The 15,345-nt window shown below is 64.2% G+C and carries 12 protein-coding genes and 1 pseudogene; 10 read left to right on the top strand and 3 right to left on the bottom strand.

Annotated features, from left to right (window positions below; all coding sequences use genetic code 11):
- Positions 1-259: 259 nt before the first annotated feature.
- The 6 genes and pseudogenes from EWM63_RS27455 (at position 260) to EWM63_RS27480 (ending at position 6,936) form a co-directional block, all read left to right on the top strand.
- Positions 260-595: a DNA-binding protein gene (locus tag EWM63_RS27455; RefSeq protein ID WP_130189362.1), complete on the top strand. Its 336-nt coding sequence runs from the start codon at positions 260-262 to the stop codon at positions 593-595.
- Positions 547-1,290 carry a coiled-coil domain-containing protein gene (locus EWM63_RS27460; RefSeq protein WP_130189363.1) on the top strand — a complete coding sequence of 248 codons (744 nt, stop codon included), beginning with the start codon at positions 547-549 and terminating at the stop codon, positions 1,288-1,290. The genes EWM63_RS27455 and EWM63_RS27460 overlap by 49 nt, the downstream gene beginning before the upstream one ends.
- A gap of 454 nt (positions 1,291-1,744) precedes the next feature.
- Positions 1,745-4,390 (top strand): TonB-dependent receptor, encoded by a 2,646-nt coding sequence (locus tag EWM63_RS27465; protein ID WP_229487533.1) that lies wholly within the window; start codon positions 1,745-1,747, stop codon positions 4,388-4,390.
- Between the two features lie 240 nt (positions 4,391-4,630).
- The gene (locus EWM63_RS27470) at positions 4,631-4,936 is read left to right on the top strand and encodes an iron uptake protein (RefSeq protein WP_130189364.1); all 306 of its coding nucleotides are present in this window, start codon (positions 4,631-4,633) and stop codon (positions 4,934-4,936) included.
- 11 nt (positions 4,937-4,947) lie between these two features.
- Positions 4,948-6,626, top strand: a pseudogene (locus EWM63_RS27475) (PepSY-associated TM helix domain-containing protein).
- A complete protein-coding gene (locus tag EWM63_RS27480) occupies positions 6,619-6,936 on the top strand; it encodes a DUF3325 family protein (RefSeq protein ID WP_130189365.1) in 318 nt (105 codons plus the stop codon). The pseudogene EWM63_RS27475 and the gene EWM63_RS27480 overlap by 8 nt, the downstream one beginning before the upstream one ends.
- Before the next feature lie 3 nt (positions 6,937-6,939).
- Here the strand turns inward: EWM63_RS27480 and EWM63_RS27485 are convergent, their stop codons facing one another.
- Together EWM63_RS27485 and EWM63_RS27490 are read right to left on the bottom strand one after the other, a co-directional pair.
- Entirely contained in the window at positions 6,940-7,731 is a 792-nt protein-coding gene (locus EWM63_RS27485) for an MHFG family PEP-CTERM protein (RefSeq protein WP_130189366.1), read from the bottom strand.
- 125 nt (positions 7,732-7,856) lie between these two features.
- Positions 7,857-8,969 carry a LacI family DNA-binding transcriptional regulator gene (locus EWM63_RS27490; RefSeq protein ID WP_130189367.1) on the bottom strand — a complete coding sequence of 371 codons (1,113 nt, stop codon included), beginning with the start codon at positions 8,967-8,969 and terminating at the stop codon, positions 7,857-7,859.
- 419 nt (positions 8,970-9,388) lie between these two features.
- Between EWM63_RS27490 and EWM63_RS27495 the strand changes: the two genes are divergently transcribed.
- The 3 genes from EWM63_RS27495 to EWM63_RS27505 all read left to right on the top strand — a co-directional run bounded on the left by EWM63_RS27495 (position 9,389) and on the right by EWM63_RS27505 (position 12,821).
- Positions 9,389-10,639, top strand: coding sequence for an Hsp70 family protein (locus EWM63_RS27495; RefSeq protein ID WP_130189368.1), 1,251 nt, complete (start codon positions 9,389-9,391; stop codon positions 10,637-10,639).
- A 9-nt stretch (positions 10,640-10,648) separates the two neighbouring features.
- Positions 10,649-11,275, top strand: a complete 627-nt coding sequence (locus EWM63_RS27500; protein WP_130189369.1) for a 3'-5' exonuclease — start codon at positions 10,649-10,651, stop codon at positions 11,273-11,275.
- A 178-nt stretch (positions 11,276-11,453) separates the two neighbouring features.
- Positions 11,454-12,821 carry an SEL1-like repeat protein gene (locus EWM63_RS27505; protein ID WP_130189370.1) on the top strand — a complete coding sequence of 456 codons (1,368 nt, stop codon included), beginning with the start codon at positions 11,454-11,456 and terminating at the stop codon, positions 12,819-12,821.
- On the opposite strand, the gene EWM63_RS27510 is transcribed toward EWM63_RS27505, so the two are convergent.
- Complete coding sequence (locus tag EWM63_RS27510) at positions 12,774-13,076, bottom strand: hypothetical protein (protein WP_130189371.1); 303 nt, start codon at positions 13,074-13,076, stop codon at positions 12,774-12,776. The two genes, EWM63_RS27505 and EWM63_RS27510, sit on opposite strands and share 48 nt — an antisense overlap.
- Between EWM63_RS27510 and EWM63_RS27515 the strand changes: the two genes are divergently transcribed.
- On the top strand, positions 13,075-15,273 hold the full coding sequence (locus tag EWM63_RS27515) for a prolyl oligopeptidase family serine peptidase (RefSeq protein ID WP_207221168.1): 2,199 nt from the start codon (positions 13,075-13,077) through the stop codon (positions 15,271-15,273). The two genes, EWM63_RS27510 and EWM63_RS27515, sit on opposite strands and share 2 nt — an antisense overlap.
- The last annotated feature ends 72 nt before the right edge of the window (positions 15,274-15,345 follow it).

Genomic DNA, 15,345 nt, shown 5'->3' on the forward strand with positions numbered 1-15,345 from the left:
TAGGGAAGGCGGTCGAACCATGCGTGGCTCCTGTAAATTTACGTAAAGAAAGCCTTCGATCATAACCGTTCTGAAAAGCAACGGCAAATACCCCGGCGATCCTGACAATGTACCAAATGATCACTTCCGATGTACTAGATGATATAGGTTGTGCGCACTGTACAGATAGCGCTGATGTGGATAGTCGGCACTACTGGTATGGGAAGTACGAAACGCTACATAAAACGTTGTATTATTTACCTAACGACGAGGAGTAGCCATGGAACTTGTACACACCGCTGAAACACAATTGCTCAACGATGTAGAGACGTTGCGCGCGCGCTATCCGAACACCCAGGATCTGTACCGCGAAGTCTGCACGGTGATGTTCTTCCGCTATGGCCTGACGCCGACGGCAAACCGCCTTTACCAGCTGGTGCGCAAGGGCAGCATGTCGGCACCCGCCGAGGCATTGGCGAAATTCTGGAGCCAGCTTCGCGAACGAAGCCGCGTAACGATCGAGGGGCCGGACTTGCCGGACGCATTACGCTCGGCGGCGGGGAGCTGGTGTCCACGTTGTGGAAACAGGCGCAGGATGCGGCGGCGGCCTCGCTGACGGCATTCCGGGAAGAAGCCGAGGCGCAGGTCGCTTCGGCAAGACTGTCCGAGGCCGCCGCCCTGGCGCGTGCCGACGGACTCGTTGCCGCTGTGGACGCCGAGCGCGTGGCCCTTGCCGCAGCACGCGAGGAAGTGGCCGCACTACGCCACCAGATAGGCACGCATGAGGCATTGCAAGGCGCATTGCGCCAGCGCGTCGATGACGCGCGCAAGGAATTGAATGAACAGCATGCGTGGTTCAAGACGGTCGAACGTGACCACGCCGCCGAGCTCGATAAGTTGCGCACGCAGCTGCAAGCGGCACGCGACGTCCACGACGGCGCGCGGCGCCAGGCTGCGCAGGAACTCGAGCGTGAACGTGCGGCGACCGTCAGGCTGCAGAAAGCCCTCGACGCCGAACGCGATGCCGCGCTGGTTGCTGCCGAACGGCACCGCGTCGAGCTGCGTGAGACGTCACTGCACGTCGCCGGACTGCATCAGCGCATCGGCGCCCTGGAGGGCGCTGTCGCCGCTGCGGCAAGCGCACGCGACAGCGCACAAGACGAACTCGCGGCAGGGCGCCGTGAACTGGTCGCCGCGCAGGCGCACGCTGCTGCTGCAGAGGGCCGCGCCCTGGCGCTGGAGACAGCACTGCGGCACGCCGCGGGGCGCACCGAAGGCGGCAGGACGCGCAACCGCAAGCCTGCGGACTGACCTACACAGCAGTGTCTGTCCAGTCTCCCTGTCCATCGACCATGCGGAACGAAATGCTGCGCGACTCTGCGTTTCTTGCTGGTCATTGTTGCGGATTTGGTACAGCGTACGCTACTGCAGGGAATGCATGCGGGTGCCGCATGCTGTTGCTAATCGATCAATTCCTGATCGCCGGGCGAGCCGTACGCGCAGATGGTGGCGCAAGTTATTCCTTTTAAATCAATATGAAGTCATGTTGTGCTCATCGCCTGGCTCAGGCTATCAAAGCGGATGGCAATAAGTATTACTGGAATGCACCATTTGCAAGATTCCGAGTCATATCTATTTCGACATCGGAAACCGTAAAAAAATCATTGGATCGATCTCGCAGCGCTTACTACTATTGGCCCGCATTCTTGAGTTGACAGTGGTAACACGCGTCTTTCACAAAAACTATAACGTCAGGAGATCATCGATGACATTGACTTCGCTCGGTCACACTCCCCCATCGCATCACATGAAAATGAAGCTGTCGGTCGCCATCCTGGCGGGCGCCGGTATCCTCAGCAGTGCATCCGTCTGGGCGCAAGATGCCCAGGCCGTTGCGGAAGCGCAGGCGACCACGGAGCCAGTCGCGGTTGTGGTAACCGGTGTGCGCCGCGCCGCGCAGAGCGCGCAAACGATCAAGAAGAACGCCGACGAAGTGGTCGATTCGATCGTGGCGGAAGAAGCTGGCAAGTTCCCCGACAAGAACGTGGCGGAGATCCTTGGCCGCGTGACCGGCGTGCAAATCCGCCGCGCGGGCGGCGAAGCCAGCGATGTGATCATTCGCGGCCTGCCGGGCCTGACGACGCTGCTGAACGGCCGCGAAGTCTACACGTCGACGAACCGCAACTTGCACCTCGCGGACATCCCGACCACGATGCTCCAGCGCGTCGACGTCTACAAGACGCAGGGCGCGGAAATGGTCGAAGGCGGCACCGCTGGCGTGATCGACGTGCGCACGGCCCGCCCGTTCGACTTCAAGGGCTTTTCGGCGAGCCTGGTTGGCCGCGCGGAAAACCGCGACAAGGCAGACACCACGGATCCGCAGGTATCGGGCATGATCTCGAACCGCTGGAAGAACGACCTGGGTGAATTCGGCGCGCTGTTCGGCGTGTCGTATCAGAAGGGCCACTATTTCGATGAAGTGACCTGGAACTCGCCGCCGGACAATGCCGTCACCAACAACACCAGCAAGCCGAACCCCGCCGTGACCGGTCCGGTCGACCTGGGGCATTCGAGCACGACCGGCGTGCGCGAGCGTTACTCTGCCAACTGGGCATTCCAGTTCAAGCCGTCGCGCGATGTGGAGCTATATGCGGAAGGCTGGTCGACCCGCATCGATCACGACCGCGAAAGCCAGTTCTTCCTCGGCAACCTGGGCTGGGGATCGACCACCCAGTACACGCTGTTCCCGGGCACGAACCAGGTCGATACCGTCACGTCGTCCGGCAATCCCTTTGCGTTGAGCTCGAACCAGACGCCGCGCGACGATTCGGAAACGCACCAGGGTGCGATCGGCGCCAAGTGGACCATCACGCCGGACCTGCGCGTGTCCACCGAGTTCGTACGTACGACTGCCCGCTGGAAGCAGGACATGCCGATCATGGAGATGCTCGCGCATCCGACCACGATCGTCGGCCAGACCTATGTCAATGGCGGCGCGCGCTTCGACTACCCCGGCTACAACATGCTGGACCCGAACAATTACACGCTGCATAACTTCATCGACAACTGGCAAGCCTCGGGCGGCCAGTCGAAGGACTGGCGCGCGGACGCGACCTATAACAATGGCGAAGAGAACTTCTTCCGCGAGTTCAGTGCCGGCGTGCGTATCGCCAAGCGCAGCGCCCGCTACCAGCACGAAAGCCTGAATTTCCTGCCGGCCATCCCGGGCCTGCCCGCCGTCAGTTCGCTGCCGGGCCTGACCTGCCCGTCGCAGCCGTTCTCCAACGACTACGGTATGAACCAGTGGCTGACCGTCTGCGGCGACTACCAGCACCGCAACATCGATGCCGTGCGCAAGCTGTACGGTCGTGACGGCCGCACGGCGCCGGATCCGTACTCGCTGTACACCAACAACGAGGACACCAGTGCGCTGTACGGCAAGACCCGCTTCGGCTTCAACGCCGGCCCGGTACCTGTCGAAGGCACGGTGGGCGTGCGTGTCGTCAAGACCAAGCTGGACGTCAATGGATTCACCAATGTCAATGACCAGCCCGTAGCAATCAACAAGAAGTCGTCGGATACCGATGTGCTGCCGAACTTGACGGTCAAGGCCAACCTGACCGACACCCTGATCGGCCGCTTCAACGCCGGCAAGACGATCCAGCGGCCCGCCTTCGGTGACTTCAACCCCGGTATCTCGCTGGGCGCCACGGCTGACGGTTCTGGCATCTACGGCGGCAGCGGTGGCAATCCGGATTTGAAGCCAGTCGTTGGCAAGAACGCCGACGTGGCCTTGGAATGGTACTTCGCGCCGACCGGCAGCCTGACCGCCACCGTGTTCAAGCACAAGTTCGAGAACTACATCATCCGCACGCTGGAGCTGCAGACCTATAACGGCAAGCAGTATCGGATGGAGCACCCGCACAACGTCAACGAAGGCCAGCTGAAAGGTATCGAAATCGGCTATCGCCAGTTCTATGACTTCCTGCCGGGCTGGCTGGGCGGGTTTGGCATGGAAGCGAACTACACGTACATGAAGGGTCACTTCGAGGATAACGGCAAGAGGGCGCCGTTCCAGGGCATGTCGAAGAACGCGTTCAATATCGTCGGCCTGTACGAGCGCGGATCGTGGTCCGGCCGCCTGGCCTACAACTACCGCGGCCGGTTCGTCGATACGTTCAACTACCGCGCGATCCCCGCGCCGATCGGTCCGATCGACCTGATCGTCGATCCGATCGAAACGGTGGATGCATCGATCTCGTACAAGATCAACGAGAACATGGGCATCACGCTGGACGTGGAAAACCTGACCGATCGCACTTACAACGACTATCACGGCATCGCGAGCAACCCGCGCGACGTCCGTCGCTACGATCGCGTCATCGGCCTGACGATGCGCTGGAAGCTGTAATCCGCAGCAGGAATGCCGCCCGGCAGGGCGGTACATGAAGCGCGTCGCGCGGCTCCGGCCAGCGACGCGCTTTTTTATGGGCAGGCGCCTGGCCCACCTGCCTATGTCCGTAAATTACCTGATATTGCAGTTGGCCCCACCCGGAACGGCTGATAGAATGCGAATCGTTCTCATTTCTATCGCGACGTTCGCCTGCCGCCGAACGGGAAGCGACAGCCCGCCAACATACCGGACTTCGTCATGGCCGCATCCACCGCATCGACTTCATTCCGCTTCCACATCGTCTCACGCACGGCAGCAGCCGTGCTTGGCGGCTATGCCTTCACCTGGGGCGTGGTTGCCTTCGGCACCGCGCTGCTGTTTGCGGCCGGCATGGCGTTCCACGATGCCGAGCACCTTGCCTATATCGTCGGCTTCCTGGTGTACCTTGTCGCGTTCCTGGTGTCGTTCGCGGCACGCAGCCTGCCGCGCGTCTGGCTCGTGCTGGCCGGTGGCGGCGCATCGCTGGCCGTTGCCGCATCGCTGCTGCAGCAACAACTGGTCTAGGAGGCACCGTCATGTTCCCGAATTTTCGCCTGGCGATGGCCTGGCTGCATACGTGGTTCGGCCTGTTCCTCGGCTTCGTGCTGATGGTGGTGTTCTTCTTCGGCGCGCTGTCCGTGTTCGATCGGGAGATCGACCGTTGGGCCATTCCTTCCACGCGGTTCGAACCGCAGCCAATGCCGTCGTTCGACAAACTGATGCGTCCGGTATTCGAAGACATGCAACCGCTGGACGATGCCCGTGCCGCCATGAGCAGCCAGGTCAACGGGCGGCTCCCCGAACGCTTCGAGGCCGTGAACCGGATGGGGGCCTACACCACCCACCGGGATCCCGTGCTCGGCCTGTTCGTCGGCTATGAAGTACCGAACGCAAAAGAAAAGGACGCCACGATCTTTGCCTTGCGCACGGTCGATCCGCGCAGCGGCACGGCGCTGCCGGACGACCGGCTGAAGATCGGCAGCGGCTTCTTCTATCCATTGCACTACAGTCTCACGGTCGAGTGGAAGAGCCTGGGATACTGGATCGTTGGCTTCGCCGCTTTGATGATGCTCGTGGCGCTCGTCACGGGCGTCGTCATGCACCGCAAGCTGTTCCGGGAACTGTTCACGTTCCGGCCGAACAAGAGCACACAGCGCAGCATGCTGGACCTGCACAACCTGACCGGCGTGGTAGCGCTGCCGTTCCACTTCTTCTTTGCCTTCACGGGCCTGGTGATCTTCGCCGGCATCTACTTTCCCGTCACGCACACCCAGCTCGCCCCGCTGCATGACAAGCATGAACGGATCGAGGCGCAGGAAACGGGGTTGCCGCATGAACGGGCCGGCATCGCGGCGCCACTGGCGTCGGTGGACGCCATGGTCGCCGAAGCGCAGCGTCGCTGGGCGGCGAAGGGCAGGGCGGGCGACGTCGGTTTCCTGGGCGTGCAGTTTCCGGGCGATGCCAATGGCTATGTGTCGGTCTACCGGGCCGGTACGGACCGTATCGCGCTGACGGGCGAAGGCATCCATTTCAAGGCATCCACCGGCGAGCTGCTGCGGGAAGATCCGCCACCCACGCTGGTAGGCCGGATCAATGAATTCCTCACGGGCCTGCACCTGCAGCATTTCAGGCATTGGTTGCTGCGCTGGCTCTACGTGCTTGGCGGGCTTGCCGGCTGTGCCTGCATTGCCACCGGCTTCCTGTTTTTTGTCGAGAAACGCAAGCGCCAGCATGCCAAGGCAGGCAGTGCCGGCGCGCGCATCGTCGATGCCCTGGCAGTCACCACGGTGACCGGCATGGTGATCGCGGCGCTCGGCATGCTGGTGGCCAACCGCCTGTTGCCGGACACGATGCCGGCCGGCTGGCCGTGGCGCGGCGACATGGAAAAATACTGCTTCTGGGTACCTGGGCGGTGGCAATGGTGCATGCGGCGTGGCGCACCGCACCGGTTGCCGCCGGGCACATGGCGCCGGCGTGGCGCGAACAATGCCTGGCCATCGCCGCCCTGGGCGTGCTGGCGCCCGCGCTGAACTGGTTCACCACCGGGGATCACCTGCTGCGTACCCTGGGCAACGGCTATTGGCCGGTGGCTGGCGCCGACCTGTTCATGCTGGCCGGGGCCGGCATTGCCATGCTGGCCGCGCACCGGCTGCAACGCCGTGCCGCGGTCGCCGCGCCGGCGAGGGCCTCCGCCATGGGAGCTGGCCATGCGTGACGGGCTGATGTTGCTGGCCGCACTCGTTGCCTGCCTGATCGGGATGGGATGGCTTGCCTTGTCGCTGGAAGCGCACTGGCAGCAGGTGCGGGGCACCGCGTCGCGGTCCGCGGTCCTCGTTCGCAGCCTGCGCTGCCTTGGCGCGGCGGCCCTCGCTTGCGCGCTTGCCTTGTGCCTGCGCGTGGATGCGGCGTCGATCGCGGTGCTGGTGTGGCTGATGGGGTTGGCCGCCGCCGCGCTGGCGGTGGCGCTGACCCTGTCCTGGCGCGCCCGCGCACTGGGCGTGCTGGTGTTCTGGGCCGGCCGCTAGCCGTCACCCATCCCCGCATCCATCCCCGCATCCATCCCGTTTCGCGCGCTGGCGGCGCCAGGCGCGGGCCGCCACCAGGCCGATGCCACCGAGCAGCATCGCCCACGTCGAAGGCTCGGGGACCGGCGCCATCGGCAATGGCGGCGATAGCGGTCCTGTCGTCTCCCGCCCGGGGCCCGGGTAGTCCAGCCGCGGCGCGGGCGGCAGTGAAGCACCGGGTCCGGCCCACGGCGGCATGGACTCGCCGTCACCCGGGGCTGCCGCGAATACCGGCACGGGTGTCGGCGCCATCGGCGGAAACTCGACCGCCGGTCCCGGTAATCCGCCCGACCCGCCCGACGCGCCTGGCCCACCCGATCCGCCCGTCGACCCCGGCGAGCTGGAACCGGATGTCTCGATCCGGCGCACACGGCTGACATTGCCGCAAACGTCCGGCACCAGCACGCATTCTTCCCCGACGCAGTAGATCGCGCCTGGTTCGCGGTGTGCCGCGCGCCATTTTGTCCGCGTGACCGTGCGGCAGATCCGGCCGGCACCGAAATGCATATCCGCGATTCGGCTTTCATATTGGTAACCGCCCGAAATGGCCGTGCGGCTGATCGCTACCCTGTCATCCGGAATGCCGGCGGCAATGCGGCGTGCCAGCGCGGCGCGATCCGCGGCATCGATGTCCCGGTAATGCGCGAGCGCTGCGGCTGGCGTGCCCCGGTAGCGGTCGACACCAGGCCGGTCCCAGGAACACACAGGCTGAATGAGAAGGGTGGCGGCAGTGGCCGCGGCAAGCACGAGGGCCATGGAGGACTCCAGCAAACGATTACCTGGAATGACTCTATACCCTTTTTGTTTCAGGGAACGTGCTTTTCTTAACGTAATTAATGTGAAATGACGTCAGCCCATCGGTAACGATTACACGGTGCCGGTCATGCGGCAAGCCACGTATCCCGGATGGGCGCCAGGCGCGCGGTCGACCCTTCGACGAGTTGTGGGGCGAACACGCGCTTTTCAGGCAGGTGGCTTCCTTGCGACTCGATCATCGATGTCAGCAGGTCGGCCGCTGCCAGGGCCATGTTGTGCATGGGCTGGCGCAGTGTCGTGACATCGCAACTCAGCCAACTGGCCGGTTCGACCGCATCGAACGCGACGACCGACATCGCGCGCGGCACGTCGATGCGCAATGCATGGCGGGCCGTGTCCAGGCAGCCGAGCGCCATCACGTCATTCCCGCACAAGACGGCGTCCGGCACCCTGCCCAGGGTGCCGATGATCTCGCGCAGGCCGGACCCGCCGCTGGCGTAGTCGAACTGGCCCGGCACGACGACCGGGGCCGGCAAGCCCAATTCTTGCAACCGGTCGCACGCGCCGGCGCGGCGTTCCGAGGCAAGCGCCGAGCCTTCGGGACCGGCCACGATGCCGAACTGGCGATGACCGGCGCCGGCCAGGCGCGTGGCCAGCAGGCGGCCCGTTTCATACTGGTCGCACAGCACGCTGCTGACGGTGCGGTCCCGCACGTTACGGTTGAACACGACTAGCGGCAGGCGCCGGCGCTCGAATTCCTGCACCTGTTCGTTGCTCAGCGGAGCAGCGATGATTGCGCCATCGACCTGGTACTCCCAGATGTCGCCGAGAACCTGCTCAACGTCGGCCTCGTGCTGCACCGTAAACAGCAGCACGCGCTTGCCGCGCCGCGCGAGCTGCCGCGACAGCTCGGCCAATGCTTCCGGGTGGTACAGGCTGGACACGTGGCAAAGCACCACCGCCACCATGTTCGAGCGCCGCGTGATCAGGCTGCGCGCCGCCGCGTTGGGAATATAGTCGAGCCCGGTGGCAGCTGCCATCACGCGCGCATGCATCGATGGCGACACGCTTGCGCCAGGCTTGAAACAACGCGACACGGCCGATTGCGACACGCCCGCCACGAGCGCCACGTCGTAGGAGGTAACGCGCCGGTTTTCGCGCACCAGTGCAGCCTTGCAATGCGCCAGCCTGGCGGCAGCGACGCCTTCATCTGTGGGTGGGGTCCTTGTTTTTCTCATCGTCTCGCCTATGCCCTTGGCGGCACCGTATCGGTTAAGGATAATGCATAAAGTTACCTTATGGTAATAAAGATCTCAAGAATTATCTCGCCGTCGCGCGCGTTACCCTGCAATGGCAATGGTCACGGCAATGACCGCCAGCAATACCCCGGTCGCACCCGCACGCCGCCGCCAGCCGCTTCGGATGCGAGCCATCGTGCGGCTGCGCCCCCTGGACACGCCCCGGATGGTTGAAGGTCCCGCTGTCCGCGTGTCGTCGCCCACCTTGTACCCCACCCGTCGCGAACCTCTGCTGTAGCCTGCCATGTCGGTCTCCCGTAATGTCGAATTTCCTAGCGTAACTATCTCGGCGGTGCGGGATTTGATGCAGCTCAATCCAACTCTCTGGTAAAATTTCGCCCCTTTCAGATGAGGTAGCGATGGCAACAGCGTGCGGTGTCGACTTCGGCACGTCCAATTCCACGGTCGGGTGGGTCGAACCGGGCCGGCCGGTGATGTTGCCGCTCGAAGACGGCAAGGTCACTTTGCCGTCGGTCGTGTTTTTCAACGCCGACGATGACGCGGTGACGTTCGGGCGCGCGGCGCTGGCGGATTACCTGGCCGGCTATGAAGGCCGCCTGATGCGCTCGCTGAAGAGCCTGCTGGGTACGCCGCTGATGGACGGGCAGACCGAAGTGGCTGGTCGTGCATTGTCGTTCCGCGCATTGCTGGGCCAGTTCATTGGCGAACTCAAGCGCCGGGGCGAAAGCGCGGCGGGCCGCCGCTTCGACGCCGTCGTGCTGGGCCGGCCCGTGCATTTCGTCGATGACGATGCGGTTGCCGACCGTCTGGCCGAAGACACGCTGGCCGACATCGCCAGGGGCGCCGGCTTCCGCGACCTGGCGTTCCAGTTCGAACCCATTGCCGCCGCGTTCGACTACGAATCGCAGATTGACCGCGAAGAACTGGTGCTGATTGCCGACATCGGCGGCGGCACGTCCGATTTCTCGCTGGTGCGGCTGGGCCCGTCCCGGGCCGGCAAGGTCGACCGGCGCGACGACATCCTGGCCAACGCCGGCGTGCATATCGGCGGGACCGATTTCGACAAATACCTCAGCCTTGCCGCCGTGATGCCGCAACTGGGGCATGGCAGCGAGCTGAAGAACGGCAGTGCCGTGCCGTCCAGCTATTACTTCAACCTGGCGACATGGCACACGATTAACCAGGCCTATACGAAGAAGATGGCGTCCCAGCTGGGCGAACTGGTACGGGATGCGCGCGAGCCGCAAAAATTGCAGCGGCTGCAGAACCTGATCGAGGACCGCGCAGGCCACTGGCTCGCCATGCGCGTCGAGGAAACCAAGATCGCGCTGTCGGGTCAACCATCGGTCCGGCTCGACCTGGACCGCCTGTCGCCGCCGCTGCTGCTGGACGTCGAGCGGCAGTGTTTCGTCGCCGCGATCGACGCGCTGGTCGGCACGGTCGGCGCCACGGTCGACCGGCTGCTGACCGATGCCGGCGTGCGGCCGGAGCAAGTCGACACTGTCTTCTTTACCGGCGGTTCTTCCGGCGTCGCGGCACTGCGCGAGCGGATCGCCGCGGCCGTCCCGACCGCGCGCCAGGTGGAAGGCGACCTGTTCGGCAGCATTGGCGCCGGCCTCGCGCTGGACGCCGTCCGCAAATTTGGCTAAGGAACCACCATGTTGACCAAACCGATCGTGATGCTGGACTTCGAGACCACCGGTCTGTCACCCGACATGGGCGACCGCATCACCGAAGTGGCCGCGCTGCGCATTGCCGATGGGGTCATTGTCGAGCGCTATGTTTCCCTGGTCAATTGCGGTGCCCGCATTCCCGCATTCATCACGAGCCTCACCGGCATCACGCAACAGATGGTGGACACGGCGCCGCCGGCGCACGAAGTGGTGCCGCGCCTGCTCGAATTTATCGGTGCCGACGCCTTGGCGGCCCACAACGCCAGCTTCGACGAAAAATTCCTGCGCGCGGAAAGTATGCGCCTCGGCATGGCGCCCATGCATGGCGGCACCGTGTGCTCGCTGAAACTGTCGCGGCGCGTGTATCCACAGCTGTACAGCTACAAGCTGGGCAATCTTGGCAACCAGCTCGGTATACCGTTCCGCGGCACCGCCCACCGGGCCGAGGCCGATGCCGAAGTCGCTGCGGAAGTGCTGTTGCACATCGGGCGCCACCTCGCGTCAAACTATGGCATCGCCGCCGTCGAGCCGGCGCTGCTGATGTCGGTCAACAGGCTGGCCGCGGCAAAGGTTCCCGACTTCCTGCGCAAGCAATCCGCAGCAGCAGCCTGAGCGGATTGCGGTTCCCCGCTACCGCGCCCCGCGACGCGGCGTATCCTGCCGCGTCAACCTTTACCCCACATCGTCGACCACGATAAACCGGGCGGCCAATTGAGACCGCGCAAAAGGCGTGCGCCATCGTTTATTAAGCTTTATGCAACATACCGACGTGCTGGAATGGGGAGCTGGCATGAACAACCGTTACTCGAACAAGGATGTCAACGTGTACGCGTGGTTTCGCGAAGCCTCCGAAAAAGGCGACGCGTATGCGCAATTCAATCTGGCGCTGATGTACAAGCGGGGAAGGGGCGTGAATCGCAATGACGACGCGGCGTTCATCTGGATGCGGCTGTCGGCTTTGCAGGGCATCGCCTTCGCGCAGAATCACCTGGGGGCGATGTACTACAACGGCACCGGCACGAAGCCGGACGATACCGAGGCCATCTTCTGGTTCCGCATGGCTGCGCGGCAGGGTGACGCGTCGGCGCAGCAGAATCTCGGGCTGATGTACCGGAAGGGGCGTGGCGTGCCCCGCAGCGATGCCACGGCGCTCACGTGGTTCTGCCGGGCCGCGGAACAGGGCGTCGCCAGCGCCCAGGCGCTGCTCGGCGAAGCCTATGCGCAAGGGCTTGGCACGAAGCGCAATTTCCAGCTCGCGCTGGCCTGGTTCCGCAAGGCCGCGCTGCAAGGCGACGCCACCGCGCAACTGAATCTTGGCCTGATGTACCGGCGCGGCCATGGGGTGCTGCAAAGCGACACCCAGGCAGTCGCCTGGTATCGCCAGGCCGCCGCGCAAGGCATGGCCGCCGCGCAGCGGCACCTCGGCGTCGCCTATGCGGAAGGCCGGGGCGTGGCGGTCGACCTGGAGCGCGCCTGTTCCTGGCTGCGCCGCGCCGCCGAACAGGGCGACACGGATGCCCAGTTCAACCTGGGCGTGATGCTGTCGAACGGCTACGGCACCCGCAAGGATGACGTGCTCGCATTCGACTGGTACCGCCGCGCCGCCACGGCCGGCCACATGCTGGCGCAATACAACCTGGGCGGCATGTACGCGCAGGGCCGCGGCGTGGCGCGCGATCCGGCCGAGGCGCTGGTCTGGTACCGCCGGGCTGCCGACCAGGGGGCCGCCAATGCGCAGTTCAATGTCGGCGTCATCTATGCGAACGGCCGCGGCGTACCCAAGGACGATGCCCGTGCCGTTGCCTGGTACCGTAATGCGGCCGAGCAGGGCGATGCCAGCGCGCAGAACAACCTCGGGGTCATGTATGCCAACGGGCACGGTGTGCCGCGCAACGATGCCGAAGCGGTGCGCTGGTACCGCAAGGCGGCCGAACAGGGGCATCCGCTGGCCCAGTACAACCTGGGCGGCATGTATGCGGGCGGGCGTGGCGTCGAACGCGATCCGGTGCTGTCGTACATGTGGATTTCGCTGGCCGCCGAAGCCGGCGATGAAACGGCCTGCAATAACCGCAAGCTGATCGAGCGCAAGCTGACGCGCGAAGAGATCGGTTCAGCCGAACTGATGACGCGCCGCTGGCGCGACGCCCACCGCGCCTGAGCGGGCGGCGCCGGTCGCCCCTGGCGCGGCGATGTCGGCGCCTGGCTGGCGCCGGCACGAGAAGGGCACTGCCGATGGCTTGCCAGCCTTGATCGGCCCGTTGGTGAACGCCATAAACAAATTATGACTGCGTGGCGGATCGACCGAATAAACTGCGCCGTTGCAGCCTGTGGAACCTTTCTTATTTTCCATGGTTGGCGATATCATCGAACGTCCGCCGCGACTGGCGGATTTCCACATTTCAAGGATATCCATGCACCTGCAACGCGCTACCCTCGCTGCCATCGTTTCCGCACTGCTGGCCGGTACCACCGGCCAGGTACTGGCCCAGACCTGCCCACCCCGCATCGACCAGCAACAGGCGCTGACCTACCCCGTCACGAAGAAGGTCGACCAGCGCGACAACTACCATGGCACCTCGATTGCCGATCCTTATCGCTGGCTGGAAGATGCCAACAGCGCTGAAACGAAAGCCTGGGTCGACGAACAGAACCGCCTCACGCAAGGCTTCCTCGGCCAGATTCCCGAGCGCGCGGCGATCCGCCAGCGCCTGACCCAGCTGTGGAACTTCGAGCGCTACTCGGTGCCTTTCAAGGAGGGCGGGCGCTATTTCTACAGCCGCAACGACGGCCTTCAGAACCAGGCCGTGCTGTACACCCTTAAAACGCTGGACGAGGCGCCGCGCGTGCTGCTCGATCCCAACAAGCTCGCCGCGGACGGCACGGTGGCCTTGTCCGGCATTGCCGTCAGCCCGCAAGGCAAGTACCTGGCCTACAGCACGGCGGCGTCGGGCTCCGACTGGAACGAGATCCGCGTGCGCGATATCGACACGGGCAAGGACACGGTGGACCACATCAAGTGGGTGAAGTTCTCCAACACGGCTTGGGCGCACGACGGTTCCGGCTTCTACTACAGCCGCTACGATGAACCGGCCGAGGGCGCGAAACTGGCCGGCGTGAACTATTTCCAGAAACTCTATTTCCACAAGCTGGGCACTCCGCAAGAGCGCGACGTTCTCGTCTACGAGCGCACCGACCAGAAGGAGTGGGGCTTCCAGGCCGAAGTCACGGACGATGGCCGCTACCTCGTCATCAACGCCACCCAGGGCACCGATCCAAAGAACCGCGTGTTCATCAAGGACCTGAAGCAGAAGGGCGGCAAGGTGACCGGCCTGCTCGAAGCGTTCGACGCGTCCTACTCGTTCATCGACAACGACGGCGCGCTGTTCTATTTCGTCACGGACAAGGATGCGCCGAAGTCGCGCATTGCGGCCATCGACGTGCGTACGGGGCAGTGGACGGACATCGTCCCGGAAGGCAAGCAAACGCTGAAGGGCGCCAACATCGTCAACGGCCAGCTGGTGGCGGAATACCTCGCCGACGCCTACAGCGCCGTCAAGGTATTCGACCTGCAGGGCAAGCCGCTGCACGACGTGGCGCTGCCGGGCATCGGTTCGGCCGGCGGCTTTGCCGGCAAGCGGGAGGATACGGAAACCTTCTATGCGTACACGAGCTTCACCACGCCGTCGACGATCTACCGCTACGACCTGAAGTCGGGCAAGAGCATCGTGTACCGCCAGCCCAAGGTGGACTTCGATCCCGATGCGTATGAAACGCGCCAGGAATTCTTCACCAGCAAGGATGGCACGCGCGTGCCAATGTTCATCGTGGCGAAGAAGGGCCTCAAGCGCGACGGTAGCAACCCCACCTACCTGTATGGTTATGGCGGCTTCAATGTCCCGTTGACGCCGGCGTTCTCGGTGGCGAACCTGGCGTGGGTCGAGATGGGGGGCGTCTACGTGATGGCCAACCTGCGCGGCGGCGGCGAATACGGCGAGCAATGGCACCAGGCCGGCACGAAGCTGCGCAAACAGAACGTGTTCGACGATTTCATCGGCGCCGCCGAGTGGCTCGTTGCCAACAAGATCACGTCGCCGGCAAAGCTGGCCATCGGTGGCGGCAGCAATGGCGGCCTGCTGGTCGGCGCAGCAATGACGCAGCGGCCCGACCTGTTCGGTGCGGCGCTGCCGGCCGTGGGGGTGATGGACATGCTGCGCTTCCACAAGTTCACGATCGGCTGGGCGTGGACGTCCGATTACGGCTCGTCCGACAACCCGGAAGAGTTCAAGGCCCTGGTCAAGTACTCGCCGCTGCATAACCTGAAGGCGGGAACGTGCTACCCGGCCACGATGGTCACCACGGCCGATCACGATGACCGCGTTGTCCCGGCGCACAGCTTCAAGTTCGCCGCCGCGGCGCAGGCCGCCCAGGGCGGTCCCGCACCCATGCTCATTCGCATCGAAACCAAGGCGGGCCATGGTGCCGGCAAGCCGACATCGAAGCAGATCGAGGAAGTGGCCGACCGCTGGGGCTTCCTGTCACGCACCCTCGGCATGAAGGCGGCGCCTGCCACGGCAGCCACCGCAGCGGCTGCGCAAGGCACGACCCGGTAATCTTTTTCCCGTGCAGGCAAGAGGGCGCTTCGGCGCCCTCTTGCATTTTCACCGATTGTACGCATTGCCAAT

This window comes from Pseudoduganella lutea (assembly GCF_004209755.1).
Lineage (GTDB): Bacteria > Pseudomonadota > Gammaproteobacteria > Burkholderiales > Burkholderiaceae_D > Rugamonas > Rugamonas lutea.